The organism is Variovorax sp. YR752 (assembly GCF_943372545.1).
Window position 1 is genome coordinate 20,950 of the sequence record NZ_CALRZC010000058.1, and the last position, 17,370, is coordinate 38,319.

18 protein-coding genes are annotated in these 17,370 nt (G+C 69.1%); all 18 read left to right on the plus strand.

The genetic code is table 11. The annotated features are described in order from the left end of the window. The first annotated feature begins 9 nt into the window (after positions 1 to 9). Positions 10 to 1,026, plus strand: coding sequence for a 2-dehydropantoate 2-reductase (locus tag AAG801_RS15740; RefSeq protein WP_101492798.1), 1,017 nt, complete (start codon positions 10 to 12; stop codon positions 1,024 to 1,026). Positions 1,027 to 1,066: 40 nt separating this feature from the next. Further along, positions 1,067 to 1,597: a MolR family transcriptional regulator gene (locus AAG801_RS15745; RefSeq protein ID WP_341889209.1), complete on the plus strand. Its 531-nt coding sequence runs from the start codon at positions 1,067 to 1,069 to the stop codon at positions 1,595 to 1,597. Positions 1,598 to 1,731: 134 nt separating this feature from the next. Further along, positions 1,732 to 2,991, plus strand: a complete 1,260-nt coding sequence (locus AAG801_RS15750) for a D-amino acid dehydrogenase (protein WP_341889210.1) — start codon at positions 1,732 to 1,734, stop codon at positions 2,989 to 2,991. A 192-nt stretch (positions 2,992 to 3,183) separates the two neighbouring features. Further along, a complete protein-coding gene (locus AAG801_RS15755; RefSeq protein ID WP_341889211.1) occupies positions 3,184 to 4,167 on the plus strand; it encodes a tripartite tricarboxylate transporter substrate binding protein in 984 nt (327 codons plus the stop codon). 86 nt (positions 4,168 to 4,253) lie between these two features. Further along, complete coding sequence (locus AAG801_RS15760) at positions 4,254 to 5,012, plus strand: SDR family oxidoreductase (RefSeq protein ID WP_341889223.1); 759 nt, start codon at positions 4,254 to 4,256, stop codon at positions 5,010 to 5,012. Between the two features lie 41 nt (positions 5,013 to 5,053). Beyond that, positions 5,054 to 5,617 carry a cupin domain-containing protein gene (locus tag AAG801_RS15765; protein WP_341889212.1) on the plus strand — a complete coding sequence of 188 codons (564 nt, stop codon included), beginning with the start codon at positions 5,054 to 5,056 and terminating at the stop codon, positions 5,615 to 5,617. A 23-nt stretch (positions 5,618 to 5,640) separates the two neighbouring features. Further along, positions 5,641 to 6,510, plus strand: coding sequence for an alpha/beta hydrolase (locus tag AAG801_RS15770; protein WP_341889224.1), 870 nt, complete (start codon positions 5,641 to 5,643; stop codon positions 6,508 to 6,510). Between the two features lie 36 nt (positions 6,511 to 6,546). After that, the gene (locus AAG801_RS15775; RefSeq protein WP_192196396.1) at positions 6,547 to 7,380 is read left to right on the plus strand and encodes an IclR family transcriptional regulator; all 834 of its coding nucleotides are present in this window, start codon (positions 6,547 to 6,549) and stop codon (positions 7,378 to 7,380) included. A 16-nt stretch (positions 7,381 to 7,396) separates the two neighbouring features. Then, complete coding sequence (locus tag AAG801_RS15780) at positions 7,397 to 8,236, plus strand: SDR family oxidoreductase (RefSeq protein ID WP_341889213.1); 840 nt, start codon at positions 7,397 to 7,399, stop codon at positions 8,234 to 8,236. 155 nt (positions 8,237 to 8,391) lie between these two features. Further along, positions 8,392 to 10,083, plus strand: coding sequence for a thiamine pyrophosphate-binding protein (locus AAG801_RS15785; RefSeq protein WP_341889214.1), 1,692 nt, complete (start codon positions 8,392 to 8,394; stop codon positions 10,081 to 10,083). Positions 10,084 to 10,103: 20 nt separating this feature from the next. Further along, the gene (locus AAG801_RS15790) at positions 10,104 to 10,904 is read left to right on the plus strand and encodes an aspartate dehydrogenase (RefSeq protein ID WP_341889215.1); all 801 of its coding nucleotides are present in this window, start codon (positions 10,104 to 10,106) and stop codon (positions 10,902 to 10,904) included. 20 nt (positions 10,905 to 10,924) lie between these two features. Further along, entirely contained in the window at positions 10,925 to 12,400 is a 1,476-nt protein-coding gene (locus AAG801_RS15795) for an aldehyde dehydrogenase (protein WP_341889216.1), read from the plus strand. A 13-nt stretch (positions 12,401 to 12,413) separates the two neighbouring features. Further along, on the plus strand, positions 12,414 to 13,385 hold the full coding sequence (locus AAG801_RS15800) for a VOC family protein (RefSeq protein WP_341889217.1): 972 nt from the start codon (positions 12,414 to 12,416) through the stop codon (positions 13,383 to 13,385). A 14-nt stretch (positions 13,386 to 13,399) separates the two neighbouring features. Then, positions 13,400 to 14,386, plus strand: a complete 987-nt coding sequence (locus AAG801_RS15805; RefSeq protein WP_101493081.1) for a tripartite tricarboxylate transporter substrate binding protein — start codon at positions 13,400 to 13,402, stop codon at positions 14,384 to 14,386. Between the two features lie 28 nt (positions 14,387 to 14,414). Next, a complete protein-coding gene (locus tag AAG801_RS15810; protein ID WP_341889218.1) occupies positions 14,415 to 15,584 on the plus strand; it encodes an FAD-dependent monooxygenase in 1,170 nt (389 codons plus the stop codon). A gap of 31 nt (positions 15,585 to 15,615) precedes the next feature. Then, positions 15,616 to 15,837 (plus strand): recombinase-like helix-turn-helix domain-containing protein, encoded by a 222-nt coding sequence (locus AAG801_RS15815; RefSeq protein ID WP_341889219.1) that lies wholly within the window; start codon positions 15,616 to 15,618, stop codon positions 15,835 to 15,837. 11 nt (positions 15,838 to 15,848) lie between these two features. Further along, complete coding sequence (locus AAG801_RS15820) at positions 15,849 to 16,901, plus strand: aromatic ring-hydroxylating dioxygenase subunit alpha (protein WP_341889220.1); 1,053 nt, start codon at positions 15,849 to 15,851, stop codon at positions 16,899 to 16,901. Between the two features lie 23 nt (positions 16,902 to 16,924). After that, positions 16,925 to 17,370, plus strand: a 446-nt coding sequence (locus AAG801_RS15825) for a ferredoxin reductase (protein ID WP_341889221.1), incomplete at its 3' end; no start/stop codon positions are given.

Genomic DNA, 17,370 nt, shown 5'->3' on the forward strand with positions numbered 1-17,370 from the left:
CAGCACTTCATGTCCGACACGATCCCCGGTGAAGTGCTCGTGATGGGGGCGGGCACCATCGGCTGTTTCATCGGCGGCAGCCTTGCCGCGGCGGGCGTGCCCGTCACCTTTGTGGGCCGTCCACGTGTGCTCGACAAGCTCGCGCGCCACGGCCTCACACTCACCGACCTCGACGGCGCCCGGCACAAGCTGGCGGCCCCCACGCTGCGCCTGTGCGAGCAGGTGCCGGTGGGGGCGCGACCCGCGCTGGTGCTGCTGTGCGTGAAGAGCGGCGCCACGGCCGAGGCGGCGCGTGAGCTGGCCTTTGCGCTGCCTGCCGGCACCACGGTCGTCTCGCTGCAGAACGGCATCTCGAATTGCGCCGCCGCAGGGCAGGCCGGCCCCTCGCTCAATATCCGCGCGGGCATGGTGCCGTACAACGTGGCGGAGATCGACGACGGCGCCTTCCATCGCGGCACGCCCGGCCGTCTGGCCGCGGAAGATGACCCCGCGCTGCGCGACTGGCTGCCCGTGTTCGAACGCGCCGGCGTGCCGCTCGACCTGCATGCCGACCTGCTGCCCGTCCAGTGGGGCAAGCTGCTGCTCAACCTCAACAACCCGGTCAATGCGCTGTCGGGCCTGCCGCTGCGCGACGAGCTCATGCAGCGCGGCTACCGCCGCTGCTTCGCGGCGCTCATCGACGAAACGCTGGACGTGCTGCGCACGGGCGGCATCGTGCCCGCGCAGGTGGCGGCCGTGCCGGCGCGGCGGTTGCCTGGGCTGCTGCGCTTGCCCGACTGGCTGTTTCGCATCGTCGCGGCGCGCATGCTGCGCATCGACGCCAAGGCCCGCTCCAGCATGGCCGATGACCTGGCGCTGGGCCGTCGCACCGAGATCGACGCGCTCAGCGGCGAGGTGGTGCGACTCGCGCAGGAGCATGGCCTGAGCGCACCGCGCAATGCGCGCATGGTCGCGCTGCTCGAGGCCTGGCCGCAAAGCCCGAAGCGCTGGACGGCACGTCAATTGCAGGACGCCCTGGGCCTTTAGGGCCTGTTCATCCGCACATTCATTTCCCCGGAGCCAGCCGATGCCCCACCATTTCGACGACCCCGAAGAAGGCCTTGCCCGCGAGACCAGCCACCCGCGCTTCGTGGCGCTCGCCACCGACGATTTTTACTACGACCTGGCCGATGACTTCAGCCCCTTCGGCAGCGACGACGGCAGCGACACGCTCTCGTTGCTCGAAGACTGGTATCGCGACGGCGGCAAGAACGGCAAGGTCGCGAGCTTCCTCAAGGAGATGCTCGCCGACTGGGACTTCGGCGTGCCGAAATCCATGCACCGAGTCGATGCCGACGTGCGCGAGAAATGGCTGGCAAAGGAAGACATGCACGAGACCTACCTGCAGTCCGAATGCCGCGCGCGCGTCGCGACGGCCTTCGGGCAGCTCAAGATCACGGGCGAGGTCGATCCTGCGATGCGCGACGAGGCAATGGCCGCCATTGCATGCCAACTGGCACTGAACGAGCGCGCCCGTGCGCACCATCCCGACTGGCCGCACGCCGACGAGAACGAGGCGCGCCTGACCTCGATGCAGGCCGTGTTGAACGCCCTCTGACGCGCGGCATCGGCCCGACTGCCTTCCCCTTTGGGTGAGGCCGTCGACGCGCGAGACCAACGAGATGTTGTGCGCACCGGGTCGCTGACCCTGTACCCTCGGCCCATGGCGGCTTTCAAGAGGGAGGGGTTGTCATGCAGGTCCTGATTCTCGGCAGCGGTGTCATCGGCACCTCGGTGGCGTACTACCTGGCGCGCGCCGGGCACGCGGTGACGGTGCTGGAGCGCCAGCCGGCGCCCGCACTCGAAACCAGCTTCGGCAATGCGGGCGAGGTGTCGCCCGGCTACTCGGCGCCCTGGGCCGGGCCCGGTGTGCCGGTCAAGGCGATCAAGTGGATGCTCATGCAGCACAGCCCGCTGGTCATCAAGCCGATGCTCGATCCGGCCATGTGGCGCTGGGGCTTGTCGATGCTGCGCAACTGCACGCAGGCGCGCTACGAACTCAACAAGGGCCGCATGGTGCGGCTCGCCGAATACAGCCGCGATTGCCTGAAAGCACTGCGGGCCGACACCGGCATCCGCTACGACGAGCGCATGCAGGGCACGCTGCAGCTCTTTCGCACGCAGGCACAGCTCGACGGCACCGCGAAAGACGTCGAAGTGCTCAAGGCGTCCGGCGTGCCCTACCAGGTGCTCGGCCGCGACGGCTGCGTCTCGTATGAGCCCGCGCTCGGCGCCGTGAAAGACAAGTTCGTCGGCGGCCTGCGCCTGCCGGGCGACGAGACCGGCGACTGCTTCAAGTTCACGCAGGCGCTCGCCAAGCTGGCCGAAGCCGAGGGCGTGCAATTCCGGTTCGGCGTGACCATCGAGGCCATCGAGCACGACGCGGGGAAGGGCGTGACGGCGGTGCGCACCGACCAAGGCAATTTCACCGCCGACCGCTACGTGGTCGCGCTCGGCAGCTACTCGCCCGCGCTGGTGCGGCCGTTGGGCATCGACCTGCCGGTGTACCCGGTCAAGGGCTTCTCGATCACCGTGCCCATCAGCGACGCGAGCGGCGCGCCCGAATCGACCGTGATGGACGAAACCTTCAAGGTCGCCGTCACGCGCCTGGGCGATCGCATTCGCGTGGGCGGCACGGCGCAGCTCTCGGGCTTCGACCTGGCGCTCGATGCGCGGCGGCGCGACACGCTCGAGCACGTCGTGACCGACCTGTTCCCGCGCGGCGGTTCGGTGCGCGACGCGTCCTTCTGGACCGGCCTGCGCCCCATGACGCCCGACGGCACGCCGGTGATCGGCGCCACCCGCGTGCCCAACCTGCTGCTGAGCACCGGCCACGGCACGCTCGGCTGGACCATGGCGGCCGGCACCGGCCGCGTGATGGCCGACCTGATCGGGGGCAGGGCGCCCGAGATCGACATGGAAGGCCTGACCGTGGCGCGCTACGGCGGGTAGCCAAACCCTGCTCCCACCCTCGAAGGGCGGCCCGAAACGGCCGCCCTTTTTCATGGGGCGTACACGCCCGGTTGCACGTCGGCTAGGGTTTTTACCTAGTCATGAAGTTGTCTTCCTCGGTATTCTCGCGGTGTTCCATTAATAAATCGTTGTTTCTTTAGTGAAACAAGCCACCGATTCCACGGACCCTCGATGACACACACTCGCCGCCTCGCCATCGCCGCTGCCATCTCCCTGGCCGCCGCTTGCGCTTCCGGATTCGCCTGGGCAGACACCTACCCCAGCAAGCCGATCACGCTGGTCGTTGCCTATCCGGCGGGTGGCGACACCGACGCCCTGGCGCGCCTGTACGCCGAGAAGCTCTCGGCCCGCGTCGGCCAGCCCGTGGTGGTCGACAACCGCCCCGGCGCCAGCGGCATCATCGGCAGCGCCTTCGTGTCGAAGGCCGCGCCCGACGGCTACACGCTGCTGCTCGCGCCCAGCACCTTCTCGATCGCGCAGCTGGTGCTCAAGACCGGCAGCGCCTCCGGCTATGACGTGCTCAACGGCTTCACGCCGATCGTGCAGACCGGCAGCCTTCCGCTGTTCCTCGTGGCCAGCGGCGCCAAGGGCTACACCGGCCTGAAGGACGCGGTGGCTGCAGCCAAGGGCGGCAAGTCGCTGAGCTACGCCAGCCCGGGCAGCGGTTCGCCGATGCACATCCTCGGCGAGATGTTCGCCCGCGCCTCGGGCACCAGCCTGGCGCACGTGCCGTACAAGGGCGTGGCGCCCGCCGTCAACGACGTGCTCGGCGGCCACGTGCCGGTGACCTTCATCACGCTCGGCCCGGTGGCGCCCTACATGCCCAACGGCAAGATGGTTCCGCTGGCCGTGGCCTCGAAAGAACGCTCGCCGCTCGCCCCCAAGGTGCCGACCTTCGCCGAGCTGGGCTACAAGGACGTCGAGCTGACCGCCTGGAACGGCCTGTGGGGCCCGCGCAACCTGCCGCCTGAAGTCGTGAAGACGCTCAACGGCCACTTCAACGAGATCCTGAAGATGCCCGACATCGTGTCGCGCATGGCCGTGCTGGGCACCACGCCCGTGGGCGGCGACGCCGACGTGCTCGCCAAGACCAACGCCGCCGACTTCGCGCGCTTCGGCAAGGTCATCAAGGAACTCGGCATCCAGGCCGACTGAACCTCACCCAACCCGACGTGACGCCCGCCATGACCGACCTCAAAGCCATCGCCGATCCCTCCAGCCTGCAGTCGCTGCTGGCCGAGATGCCCGCCAACCTGCTGGCCGGCCGCCGCGTGCTCGTGACCGGCGGTGCGCGCGGCCTGGGCCTGGCGTTCGCGCAGTGCGTGGCCGCGGCGGGCGCGAGCGTGGTGCTGGCCGACATCCTCGGCGAGCTGGCCGAGGCCGAAGCCCAGGCGCTGCGCGATGCCGGCCGCACGGCGCATGCGCTGGCGATCGACCTGTCGAACCCGGCCTCCATCGAGGCAGGCGCCGCCGAGGCGGTGCGCCTGCTCGGTGGCCTGGACGGCCTCGTCAACAACGCCGCCATCACCAACTCGGGCGGGCGCGACGCGCACCAGCTCGAGATCGACATGTGGGACCGCGTGATGAACGTCAACGTGCGCGGCAGCTGGCTCATGGGCCGTGCCTGCCGCCCCGCGCTGGCGGCCAGCGGCCGTGGCGCCATCGTCAACCTCGCGTCGGACACGGCGCTGTGGGGCGCGCCCAACCTGCTGGCCTATGCATCGAGCAAGGGCGCCGTCATTTCCATGACGCGCTCGCTGGCGCGTGAATGGGGTGGCGACAACATCACGGTGAATGCCGTGGCGCCCGGCCTCACGCTGGTCGAGGCCACCGAGTACGTGCCGATGGCGCGCCACCAGAAGTACCTCGAAGGCCGCGCCATCCCGCGCGAGCAGCAGGCGGCCGACGTCTGCGGCGCCACCGTGTTCCTGCTGTCCGGCCTGGCGCGCTTCGTCACCGGCCAGCTGCTTGCCGTCAACGGCGGCTTCGCGATGCACTGAGCGAATCACTGAACAAATTTTCCCGACCAAGGAGTACACCCATGAGCGATTTGTCCGAACAGCAAAAGATCAACAGCAACACCGCCGCTGCCGATGTCGGCAGCACCCTGGTGCAGCCCGAAGGCAGCAGCCTGGCCGAGTGGATGAACACCCGCATCGCGCGCTACGAAACCCGCACGTACGACTGGGATGCGCTGAAGTTCCAGGCCGACTTCGACCCCAAGTTCCGCCGCGCGCAGATGCGCTACGTGGGCACCGGCGGCACCGGTGTCGCGGCCGACACCAACACCGTGCCTTCGGAGAACTTCACCTTCTCGACCATGGTGATTCCCGCCGGCCACGAAGGCCCGCCGCACCTGCACACCGACGTGGAAGAAGTGTTCTTCCTCATCCGCGGCAAGCTCAAGGTCGTCATCGAGAAAGATGGCGAGCGCTTCGAAACCATCATGACCGACCGCGACCTGATCTCGGTGCCGCCCGGCGTGTACCGCGAAGAGATCAACATCGGCGACGAAGACGCGCTGATGTGCGTGATGCTCGGCGCACAGAAGCCGATCAAGCCGACGTACCCGGCCGACCATCCGCTGGCCAAGATCAAGCGCTGAGCGAACGAGTGAGCGAGCAGGCCATGGGCACCATCGACATCCCCGCGCAGACCCTGCCGGCTTCCGAGCTGGCGCGGCTCGACGCACGCTTTCCGGCCCGCGACGTCGCGGTCGGCAACGGCGCGGTGGTGTCGGTGCGCGAATGCGGACAGGGCCCGGTGATCGTGTGCCTGCACGGCATCGGCTCGGGCGCGGCCTCGTGGCTCGACACCGCGGCGCTGCTGGCGCCGCAGGCCTGCCTCATCGCGTGGGACGCACCAGGCTATGGCCGCTCGACGCCGCTGGCCTCGGCCGCGCCGACCGCTGCCGACTACGCCGCGCGCCTTGAAGAAATGCTCGACGCGCTCTCGATCCGCTCCTGCGTGCTCGTCGGCCATTCGCTGGGCGCCATCACCGCCGCATCGGCTGCGCGCAGCGAGTCGAGCACCAGTGAGCGCATCCGCCGCCTCGTGCTCGTGAGCCCCGCCATCGGCTATGGCGCCCCCGACCGCATCGACGCCCGCGCCAAGGTGCGCGCCGAACGCCTCGCCACGCTCGACGACCTCGGCATCGCCGGCATGGCCGCCCAACGCGCGGGCCGGCTCGTGTCCGACGGTGCCTCCGAGCACGCCCGCCAGTGGGTGCGCTGGACCATGGCGCGCCTGAACGACCACGGCTACCGCCAGGCCGTCGAACTGCTGTGCAACGCCGACCTGCTGGCCGACCTGCCGCCGCCGATGCCCGTGCGCGTGGCCTGCGGTGCGCTCGACGTCGTCACGCCGCCGGCCGCCTGTGAAGAAGTCGCGCGCCGCTGCGGCGTGCCCCTTGAATTGGTGGACGATGCGGGTCACGCCGGCTATGTGGAACAACCGCAGGCCGTCGCCGCCTTGCTGCGCGAATCGCTCGCCGGCTGACCCGACACGAACAAGAGAACCGAGAGGAATTCCCAGATGGCCACCGACAACGAAGTGATGGAAGAGGGCGCAGACCGCTACAACGTGCCCGCGCTGGAGCGCGGCCTGCGCGTGCTGTGCGAGTTCAGCCGCGAGAGCCGCACGCTCTCCGCGCCTGAGCTGGCGCGCCGCTTCGACCTGCCGCGCTCGACCGTCTTCCGCCTGCTCACCACGCTGGAGAACATGGGGTTCCTCGAGCGCGCCGAGGGCGGACGCGACTATCGCCTGGGCCTGGCCGTGCTGCGCCTGGGCTTCGAATACCTGGCCTCGCTGGAACTCACGCAACTGGGCACGCCGTTGCTCAACCGCCTGTGCGACGAACTGCGCACGCCCTGCAACCTCGTGGTGCGCGACGGCCGTTCGATCGTCTACGTTGCCAAGGTGGCGCCGGCCACGCCGTTCGCCAGCTCGGTCACGGTGGGCACGCGCCTGCCGGCCCACGCCACGGTGCTGGGCCGCATCCTGCTGGAAGACCTCACGCTGCCGCAGCTGCGCGCGCTGTACCCCGAAGACAAGCTCGAGACCTTCTCGCCGAGCACGCCCAAGACCGTGAACGAGCTGTTCGACATGGTGCAGGCCGACCGCCAGCGCGGCTATGTGCTGGGCGAGGGCTTCTTCGAATCGAACATCTCGACCATCGCCGCACCGGTGCGCGACCACAGCGGCCACATCGTGGCGGCGCTGGGCGCCACCATCACCTCGGGCCACATCGACGAGAACCGCATGGACGAGATGGTGCTGCGCGTGCGCGGCACGGCCGACGAGATCTCGGGCCTGCTCAATTACTCGCCTGCACGCACCGCCAAGGTGGTTCCGCTGCGCAGCGCCTGACACGCTTTTTTCGATCATGACGACCTTCGCCCCTTCCTCTTCCTTCTTCGCCGCCGACGCACTGGCCGGCCGCGTGGCCGTGGTCACGGGCGGGTCGTCGGGCATCGGCTTGGCCACGGTCGAGCTGCTGCTCGGCTGCGGCGCTTCCGTGGCCCTGTGTGGCCGCAACGCCGAACGGCTCGATGCCGCCGTGGCTGGCCTGCGCGCCCAGTACCCCGACGCGAAGCTGTTCGCACAGACCTGCGACGTGCGCGACGCCGCCTCGGTGCGCGCCTTCGCCGCCGCCAGCGAGGCCGCGCTCGGCCCGGCGTCGATGCTGGTCAACAATGCAGGGCAGGGGCGTGTGTCCACGTTCGCAGACACCGACGATGCGGCCTGGATGGAAGAGCTGCATCTGAAGTTCTTCTCGGTCATCCACCCCACGCGCGCCTTCCTGCCGCAGCTCGGCGCACAACGCGCCGTGCTCGGCGATGCCGCCATCGTCTGCGCCAACTCGCTGCTGGCGCGCCAGCCCGAGCCGCACATGGTCGCCACCTCGGCCGCGCGTGCCGGCCTCTTGAACCTCGTGCGCTCCATGGCCACCGAGTTCGCGCCGCAGGGCGTGCGCGTCAACGGCATCCTCATCGGCCTGGTCGAGTCGGGCCAGTGGCGCCGCCGCTTCGAAGCGCGCGAAGACAAGTCGCAGGACTGGGCCGCCTGGAGCCGCCAGCTCGCCACCACCAAACACATCCCGCTGGGTCGTCTGGGGCTTCCGACCGAAGCCGCGCGCGCGATCCTTTTCCTTGCTTCACCGCTCGCGTCGTACACGACCGGCAGCCACATCGATATTTCCGGAGGCCATTCCCGCCATGCGTGAGCCCACCCCCAGCCTTGCCCACTTCGTGTGGCTTCTGCACCCCCTCAAGGGGACAACACCAGCGGCCCGGCAAAGCCGGTTCCGCGGTGTTTCCCGCCTCGGCCGCGCTGATATCTGCGAGTGCTCCATCTAATTAAGTTCCAGGGCTATCTGAAATGAAAACGAACCAAGTCACGGTCGGCGCCGTCGTCGCTGCCTTTCTCGAGCAGTGCGGCGTCAAGGCAGCCTTCGGCGTCATCTCGATCCACAACATGCCGATCCTCGATGCCTTCGCGCAGCGCGGCACGGTGCGCTTCATCTCGGCGCGCGGCGAGGCCGGCGCGGGCAACATGGCCGACGCCTATGCGCGTTCCACCGCCAGCCTGGGCGTGTGCATCACCAGCACCGGCCCGGCCGCGGGCAACATCGCGGGCAGCATGGTCGAGGCGCTGACCGCCGGCGCGCCGCTGTTGCACATCACGGGCCAGATCGAGACGCCGTACCTGGACAAGGGCATGTCGTACATCCACGAAGCGCCCGACCAGCTCACCATGCTCAAGGCCGTGTCGAAGGCCGCACTGCGCGTGCGCAGCGTCGAGACGGTGCTCGGCACGCTCAAGCGCGCGGTGCAACTCGCGATGACGGCGCCGACCGGCCCGGTCAGCGTGGAGATTCCGATCGACATCCAGTCGGCACTCACGACCATGCCGCCCGACCTGTCGCCGCTGCCCATCGAGCGCCCCGTGCCTTCGGCCGCCGGCCTCGATGCACTGGCCGCACGCCTGGCCACCGCCCAGCGTCCGATGCTGTGGGTCGGCGGCGGTGCCCGCCACGCCCGTTCGGCCATCCAGCGCCTGCAGAAGCTGGGCTTCGGCGTGGTCACGACCACGCAGGGCCGCGGCACGGTGCCCGAGGACGACGCCGGTTCGCTCGGCGCCTACAACATCCAGAAGCCCGTCGAGGCCTTCTATCAGACCTGCGATGCGATGCTCGTGGTCGGTTCGCGCCTGCGCGGCAACGAGACGCTCAAGTACGAACTGAAGCTGCCGCGCACGCTGTACCGCATCGACGCCGATGCCGCTGCCGAAGGCCGTTGCTATGCGTCCGAAGCTTTTGTCTGCGGCGATTCCGCACTGGCTCTCGACGGCCTCGCCGATCGCCTCGAAGCCGCCAAGTACAAGGCCGACCCGCAGCTGCTGGTCGACCTGCGCGCCGCGCACGACCAGGCTGTGGCCACGCTGCGCGATGGCCTCGGCCCGTACGCCGAGCTCGTGCGCCAGCTGCAGTCGGTGGCCGGCCGCCAGTTCAACTGGGTGCGCGACGTCACGGTGTCGAACAGCACCTGGGGCAACCGCGAGCTGCGCGTGTTCGAACCCGGCGCCGGCGTGCACGCCACGGGCGGCGGCATCGGCCAGGGCATGCCCATGGCGATCGGCGCGGCCATCGGCGCGGCGGTGACGGGCTCGGGCCGCAAGACCTTCTGCCTGGCCGGCGACGGCGGCTTCATCCTGAACCTGGGCGAGCTGGCCTGCATGGTGCAGGAGAAGGCGCCCATGGTCATCGTGCTCATGAACGACAAGAGCTACGGCGTCATCAAGAACATCCAGGACGCGCAGTACGGCGGCCGCCAGTGCTACGCCGAGCTGCACACGCCCGACTACGACCTGCTGTGCCAGTCGATCGCGCTGCCGCATGCCCGCGTGAAGGACCTGGCCGACCTGCCGGCGCATCTGGACAAGGCGCTCGCCGCCGACGGCCCGTTCCTGCTGGAGATCGACATGCTGTCGATCGGCGGTTTCAAGACCACCTTCGCCGGCCCGCCGACCAACACGGTCACGCAGATTCCCGCGCTCGGCGCGGCCCAGTGAGCGAACGCGGAGCCCCACGCATGACCACTGCCATCACGCGCATTGCACTCGTCGGCTGCGGAGCCATCGGCACCTCGGTGCTCGAACTGCTGCGCGGCGATCCCGCCCTGAAGGTGGTGGCGATCGTCGTGCCGGCCGAAGGCGTTGCCGCCGCGCAGAAGGTCGCGCCCGACGTGCAAGTGGGCAGCGCCGTGCCCGCGAGCGGCATCGACCTCGTGGTCGAGACCGCCGGCCATGCCGCCATCGAGCAGCACGTATTGCCCGCGCTGGCACGCGGCACGCCCTGCGTGGTCGCGTCGGTCGGTGCGCTGTCGGCCACGGGCTTCGCCGAGAAGCTCGAAGCCGCCGCCATCGCCGGCCATACGCAGGTGCAACTGATTCCCGGCGCCATCGGCGGCATCGACGCGCTTGCCGCGGCCCGCATCGGCGGCTTGAGCAGCGTGCGCTACACGGGCCGCAAGCCGCCGCAGGCCTGGAAGGGCACGCCGGCCGAGCAGGGCCGCAACCTCGACACGTTGACCCACGAAACCGTCATCTTCGAAGGCAGCGCGCGCGAAGCGGCCTTGCTCTATCCGAAGAACGCCAACGTGGCGGCCACCGTGTCGTTCGCGGGCCTGGGCCTCGACCAGACGCTGGTGCGCCTCATTGCCGACCCGGCCACCACCGAGAACGTGCACACCGTCGAAGCCGAAGGCGCCTTCGGCAGCTTCGCGCTGACCATGCGCAACAAGCCGCTCGCGGCCAACCCCAAGACCTCGGCCCTGACCGTGTACAGCGCCGTGCGCGCGCTGCGCAACCGCGTCGCGCCCCTGGCCATCTGACTGACCTTCCGAGTCACCCCATGATCTCCACCGAACTCCTTCCGATCTGCATCGCCGGCGAATGGCGCCTGGGCGGCGGCGACGTCTACGAAAGCCTGTACCCGGCCACCGGCGAGCCCATTGCGCGCCTGAAGGCCGCGAGCCTGGCTGACGTCGAAGAAGCCATCACGCGCGCCGACCACGCCTTTCGCAGCAGTGGCTGGGCGCAACGCCTGCCGCACGAGCGCGCCGCCGTGCTGCACCGCGTGGCACAGCTGATTCGCGAAGAGGGCGAGTCGCTCGCGCAGAAGCAGCGCCTGGACAACGGCAAGCCGATCAGCGAAACGCGCAACCTGGTGGCCAGCGCCGCGGCCACCTTCCAGTTCTTCGCCGCCGCGCTCGAGACGCTCGAAGAAACCATCACCCCCTCGCGCGGTGCCTTCGTCACGATGAGCGTGCACGAGCCCATGGGCGTGGTCGCGGCCATCACGCCGTGGAACTCGCCCATCGCAAGCGAAGCCCAGAAGCTGGCGCCCGCGCTGGCCGCCGGCAACGCGGTGGTCGTGAAGCCCGCCGAAGTCACGCCGCTCATGGCGCTGGAGCTGGCGCGCATCTGCGAGCTGGCCGGCGTGCCCAAGGGCATCGTGAGCGTGCTGCCGGGCAAGGGCTCGGTGATTGGTGACGCGATCACCAAGCACCCGCTGGTCAAGCGCGTGTCGTTCACCGGCGGCACCACCACCGGCAAGCACATCGCCCACATCGCGGCCGACAAGATGATGCCGGTGTCGCTCGAGCTCGGCGGCAAGTCGCCGACCATGGTGCTCGACGATGCCGACCTCGACCATGCGGTGAACGGCGTGCTGTACGGCATCTTCAGTTCGTCGGGCGAGTCGTGCATCGCGGGCTCGCGCCTGTTCGTGGCCCGGAGCATCTACGACGAGTTCCTCACGCGGCTGGCCGAAGGCGCCAATGCATTGCGCGTGGGCGACCCGGCCTCGGAGCGCACGCAGATGGGGCCGCTCATCACGGCCAAGCACCGCGAAGGCATCGAGCGCTATGTGGACCTGGGCGTGTCCGAAGGCGGCCGCATCCGCACGGGCGGCGTGCGCCCGCACGGCGCGGACTACGACAAGGGCTACTTCTACCAGCCGACCATCCTCGAAGGCCTGACCAACAACGCCCGCATCAGCCAGGAAGAAATCTTCGGCCCGGTGCTGGTCGCGATGCCCTTCGACAACGAGGAAGAACTGATCGCGCAGGCCAACGACAGCATCTACGCGCTGGCCGCCGGCGTGTGGAGCCGCGACTTCAAGCGCGCCTGGAAGCTGGGCCGCGCGGTGCAGGCCGGCACGGTCTGGGTCAACACCTACAAGCAGTTCTCGGTCTCGACGCCGTTCGGTGGCTGGCGCGACAGCGGCCTGGGCCGCGAGAAGGGCCGCGAAGGCATCTTCCAGTACATGGAGCAGAAGAGCATGTACTGGGGCACGAACGAACAACCGCTCCCGTGGGCGAACTGAAGAGGAACACACGATGAGCGTACTTGGCATCGACCAGATCACCTACGGCGCGGACGACCTGCCTGCCTGCCGCCAGTTCTTCCAGGACTGGGGCCTTTCACTGACATCCGAAGCCGCCGACGAACTCGTCTTCGAGTGCCTCAACGGCTGCAAGGTGGTCGTTGTGGCGTGGGACAAGCCCGGCCTGCCGCCCGCGATGGAAGAGGGCCCGACGCTGCGTGAAGTGGTGTGGGGCGTGGAAAGCGACGCCGACCTGGACCGCTACGCCGCCGCCATCGCACAAGACCCGGCCTTCGTCGACACCACGATCGGCGGCGCGCGCCGCATCGGCTGCACCGACCCCAACGGCCTGGCCGTGCGCCTGCAGGTCAGCCGCAAGCGCGCGGTCGAGGTCGATTGCGGCGCCATGAACACCTGGAACGCCAAGCCGCGCGTGAACCAGCCCGCACCCATTTACGAACGCGCCACGCCGATCGAGGTCGGCCACGTCGTGTTCTTCGTGAGCGACGTGAAGGGCACGAGCGCGTTCTACGCGCAGCGCTTCGGCTTCGTCTCGTCCGACGGCTATCCGAACCGCGGCGCCTTCATGCGCTGCGCGCCCGAGGGCGGCCACCACGACCTGTTCCTGCTGCAGATTCCTTCGGGCAAGCGCGGGCTCAACCACGTGGCTTTTACCGTGCGCGACATCCACGAGGTGTTCGGCGGCGGCCTGCATTTCTCGCGCTGCGGCTGGGACACGCAACTGGGCCCGGGCCGTCACCCGGTGTCGTCCGCGTACTTCTGGTACTTCAAGAACCCGGCCGGCGGCCTCATCGAGTACTACGCCGACGAAGACCAGCTCACCGCCGACTGGCAGCCGCGCGAGTTCGAGCCCGGCCCGACCGTGTTCGCCGAATGGGCGGTCGATGGCGGCCTCGACGGCCACACGCGCCGCCAGAAGAACGCGGAAGGCCCGAAAGGTGCTTTCCTGACCGAAAAGAAGTGAACCCGGTGAACCTCATGCAACGACGTTTTTCTTTCTCCCTGATGGCGGCCGCCGCGCTGGCCATCGCCTTGCCCGCGCACGCACAGAGCGACGTGCACAAGCAGCTGTCGAGCGACCGCTTCACCATCGTCTCGCCGTTCCCGCCCGGCGGCCCCGTCGACACGCTGGCCCGCGTGCTGTCCGACGGCCTGGCCAAGCGCTACGGCCAGGCGGCCGTGGTCGAGAACCTCGTGGGCGCGGCCGGCAACATCGGCATCGACAAGGTCAAGCGCGCGAAGGGCGACGGCCACACGCTGCTCGTGGTGCCGGCCGGCAACCTCACGATCAACCCGACGCTGATGCCGAACTTCCCGTTCAACATCGAAAAAGACTTCGTGCCCGTCACCATGCTCGCCAAGGCGCCCAACGTGCTGGTGGCCGCACCGGCCTCGGGCATCAAGAGCGCGAAAGAACTGGTGGCCATGGCCAAGGCCAAGCCCAACACGCTGTCGTATGCCTCGCCCGGCGTGGGCAGCGGCCTGCACCTGGCGGGCGAGCTGTTCAAGCAGCAGGCCGGCATCGACCTGCTGCACGTGCCCTACAAGGGCACGGCGCCCGCGCTCAACGACGTGCTCGGCGGCTCGGTGCCGCTGATGTTCAGCAACCTGCCCGCGACCATGCCCTTCATCAAGAACGGCAAGCTCATCGCACTGGGCGTGACCGAAGCCAAGCGCAGCCCCGCCGCACCCGACATTCCCACGCTGGCGGAGCAGGGCATCCAGGGCGTCGCCGTGACCTCGTGGTACGGCCTGCTGGCTCCCAAGGGCACGCCGCCCGCCGTGGTCGAGCAGCTCGCGAAAGACGCGGCCGAGATGCTGGCGCAGCCCGACGTGCGCGAGCGCCTGAAGGCACAAGGCATGACCGACGCGGCCATGAAGCCCGCCGAGTTCGCCACCCACATCCGCGATGAGACGGCCGTCTGGGCCCGGATCATCAAAGCCCGCAACATCGTGGCCGAGTGAGCCGCGCACAAGAACAAGCAGAGACAGCATGAACACCAATGAATCCACCATCGGCATCGTCGGTGCCGGCATCGGCGGCCTGGTCGCCGCCATCGCACTGCGCCGCGCCGGGCACGACGTGGTCGTGTTCGAGCAGGCCAGGCAGTTCGCCCGCGTCGGCGCCGACATCAACCTCACGCCGAACGCCGTGCGCGCACTCGACGGCCTGGGCGTGGGCGAAGCCGCCCGCGTGACGGCAGCGCGCCCGTCGCACCGCATCAGCCGCACCTACGACAGCGGCGAAGAAACCTCGCGCCTCGAAATGGCCGACTCGGCCGAACAGCGCTACGGCGCGCCGCAGCTCACCATCCACCGCGCCGACCTGCTGGCCGCGCTGGCCGACATGTTCCCCGCCGATCGCGTGGCACTCAGCAAGCGCGCCGAGACCATCGCGGCCGACGACAACGGCGTGACCCTGTCGTTCAGCGACGGCACCAGCGCCCGCGTGGGCGTGCTCCTTGGTGCCGATGGCATCCACTCGGGCGTGCGCACCGCGATGTTCGGCGCCGAGAGCCCGCGCTTCACGGGCATCGTCGCCTACCGCGCCGTGGTGCCCGCCGAGCGCGTGGCCGGCGTGCCCAACCTGGGCGCCTTCACCAAGTGGTGGGGTCCGAACCCGCAGAGCCAGATCGTCACGTTCCCGCTGAACCGCGGCAAGGACATCTTCATCTTCGCGACCACGCCGCAGGACACCTGGCACCTCGAGTCGTGGACCGCGCCGGGCAGCGTCGACGAGCTGCGCGAGCAGTACGTGGCCTACCACCCCGAGGCGCGCGCACTGCTCGACGCCTGCGACACCGTGCTGAAGACCGCGCTGTACGAGCGCGACCCGATGCCCGCCTGGGCGCAGGGCCGCCTGGCGCTGCTGGGCGATGCCGCGCACCCGATGCTGCCCTTCATGGCGCAGGGCGCCGGCATGGCGATCGAAGACGCCGTGGTGCTGTCGCGCCACCTCGACGGCGTGGCCATGGCCGACATTCCCGCCGCGCTGCAGGCCTACCAGACCGCGCGCATCGAACGCGCCAGCCAGGTGCAGCTGGGCTCGCGCGGCAACAACTGGCTGCGCGAAGGCGGCAACGCCGACTGGGTGTACGCCTACGACGCCTGGGCCGTGCCGCTGGGCGTGCCGGCGCAAGGCGCTGTCGCCGCTACTGCCTGAAATTTTTCTCCTCGCCCTACGGAGGCTCACGATGCAACAAGACCGCTTTCTCCAACCGCACCAGGCGCGCCAGCGCCCCGCGACCACCTACGAAGACCTGCTGGGCGACGTGATCGAACGCGCCTATGGCGACGGCATCCATGACCTGCCGGGCCTCGTGCAGCGCCTGAACGACAGCGGCCTGGCCACGCCGGGCGGCCTCGCATGGACCGAGGCGCTGTACCGCAAGGAAATGGCCACGCTGGCCGGCTGAGGAGAACCACCATGACCATCGCCATCCATCCCGTCGCACCGGCCCCTGTCGATCCGGTCGACCACCTGCTCGAGATCGGCCTGAAAGACCTCTGGTACCCGATCTGCCCCTCGCACTTCATCAAGGAGAACCCGATCTCCCTGCGCCGCCTCGGCCGCAAGATTGCGCTGTGGCGCGACGGCGAAGGCGTGCTGCACGCGCTGGAAGACCGCTGCCCGCACCGCGGTGCACCGCTGTCGCAAGGCGTGATCCTGGGCGACCGGCTCTCGTGCCCGTACCACGGCGTTGAAGTGCGCCACGACGGCGTGGTCACGCGCGTGCCCGGCAGCCCGGGCTGCAAGCTCGAAGGCTCCCGCGCGACGCGCCACTTCCACGTGCAGGAGCGCGCGGGCGCCGTGTTTCTCTACAACTCGAAGGAGCCGGTCGACGTGCCGCCGCCGCTGGTGCTGCCCGAGCAGCTCACCGACGAGGCCGAGTACGCCAACTTCCTTTGCTACACGGAGTGGAAGGGCGACTACCGCTACGTGCTGGACAACGTGATGGACCCGATGCACGGCACGTACCTGCACAAGCAGTCGCACTCGATGGCCGAGGGCGACTCGAGCGCCAAGTTCGGCGTCCGCCCGACCGACATCGGCTTCGTGTTCGAGAAGGAAGGCCAGCGCAACGTCAACTTCGACTGGACCGAGTGGGCCGACACCGGCATCCACTGGATGCGCCTGGAAATTCCGTACCCGAAGACCGGCGGCCCCGGCGGCAACTTCATCATCATCGGCGCCTTCTCGCCGATGGCCAACGGCATGACCGCCACCTTCTTCTGGCGCGCACGCAAGCTGGCGCCGGGCTGGGAGCGCGACACCTGGCGCTTCCTCTACAAGAACCGCCTCGAGGCGCGCCACTGGCACGTGCTGGAACAAGACCGCGTGATGCTCGAAGAGATGGAAGCCGACGCCAACCAGCACGAGAACCTGTACCAACACGACCTGGGCATCGTCCGCCTGCGCCGCCACATGCGCAACCTCGCGCAAGCGCAGCTGGCCGAAGCCGAGGCCGCCACGGCCTGAACTGCAAGCAAGCGAGCATCGCCATGTCTTCCCCTACGCTGAACGCCCTCGTGCACACCATGCGCTACGAGGCCGACGGCATCGTCAGCGTCGAGTTCCGGCCGGCCACGCCGGCGGTGGACTTTCCCGCCTTCGAGGCCGGCTCCCACATCGACCTGCACCTGCCCAACGGGCTGGTGCGCAGCTACTCGCTGTGCAACCCTTCGAGCGACCGCCAGCGCTACGTGGTGGGCGTGCTCAACGACCGCAAGAGCCGCGGCGGCTCGCGCTACGTGCACCAGCAACTGCGCGTGGGCATGACGCTGCCCATCTCTGCACCGCGCAACAACTTCAAGCTGGAAGAGGGCGCCGAACGCTCGGTGCTCGTGGCCGGCGGCATCGGCGTGACGCCCATCTGGTGCATGCTGCAGCGGCTCATCGCCATCGGCAAGCCCGTCGAAATCGTCTACTGCGCGCGCACCCGCAAGGA

Excerpts from the sequence above, each read along its gene's own strand:
- AAG801_RS15740 (WP_101492798.1), top strand. The coding sequence starts at position 10 with ATGTCCGACACGATCCCCGGTGAAGTGCTCGTGATGGGGGCGGGCACC.
- AAG801_RS15745 (WP_341889209.1), top strand. The coding sequence starts at position 1,067 with ATGCCCCACCATTTCGACGACCCCGAAGAAGGCCTTGCCCGCGAGACC.
- AAG801_RS15750 (WP_341889210.1), top strand. The coding sequence starts at position 1,732 with ATGCAGGTCCTGATTCTCGGCAGCGGTGTCATCGGCACCTCGGTGGCG.
- AAG801_RS15755 (WP_341889211.1), top strand. The coding sequence starts at position 3,184 with ATGACACACACTCGCCGCCTCGCCATCGCCGCTGCCATCTCCCTGGCC.
- AAG801_RS15760 (WP_341889223.1), top strand. The coding sequence starts at position 4,254 with ATGCCCGCCAACCTGCTGGCCGGCCGCCGCGTGCTCGTGACCGGCGGT.
- AAG801_RS15765 (WP_341889212.1), top strand. The coding sequence starts at position 5,054 with ATGAGCGATTTGTCCGAACAGCAAAAGATCAACAGCAACACCGCCGCT.
- AAG801_RS15770 (WP_341889224.1), top strand. The coding sequence starts at position 5,641 with ATGGGCACCATCGACATCCCCGCGCAGACCCTGCCGGCTTCCGAGCTG.
- AAG801_RS15775 (WP_192196396.1), top strand. The coding sequence starts at position 6,547 with ATGGCCACCGACAACGAAGTGATGGAAGAGGGCGCAGACCGCTACAAC.
- AAG801_RS15780 (WP_341889213.1), top strand. The coding sequence starts at position 7,397 with ATGACGACCTTCGCCCCTTCCTCTTCCTTCTTCGCCGCCGACGCACTG.
- AAG801_RS15785 (WP_341889214.1), top strand. The coding sequence starts at position 8,392 with ATGAAAACGAACCAAGTCACGGTCGGCGCCGTCGTCGCTGCCTTTCTC.
- AAG801_RS15790 (WP_341889215.1), top strand. The coding sequence starts at position 10,104 with ATGACCACTGCCATCACGCGCATTGCACTCGTCGGCTGCGGAGCCATC.
- AAG801_RS15795 (WP_341889216.1), top strand. The coding sequence starts at position 10,925 with ATGATCTCCACCGAACTCCTTCCGATCTGCATCGCCGGCGAATGGCGC.
- AAG801_RS15800 (WP_341889217.1), top strand. The coding sequence starts at position 12,414 with ATGAGCGTACTTGGCATCGACCAGATCACCTACGGCGCGGACGACCTG.
- AAG801_RS15805 (WP_101493081.1), top strand. The coding sequence starts at position 13,400 with ATGCAACGACGTTTTTCTTTCTCCCTGATGGCGGCCGCCGCGCTGGCC.
- AAG801_RS15810 (WP_341889218.1), top strand. The coding sequence starts at position 14,415 with ATGAACACCAATGAATCCACCATCGGCATCGTCGGTGCCGGCATCGGC.
- AAG801_RS15815 (WP_341889219.1), top strand. The coding sequence starts at position 15,616 with ATGCAACAAGACCGCTTTCTCCAACCGCACCAGGCGCGCCAGCGCCCC.
- AAG801_RS15820 (WP_341889220.1), top strand. The coding sequence starts at position 15,849 with ATGACCATCGCCATCCATCCCGTCGCACCGGCCCCTGTCGATCCGGTC.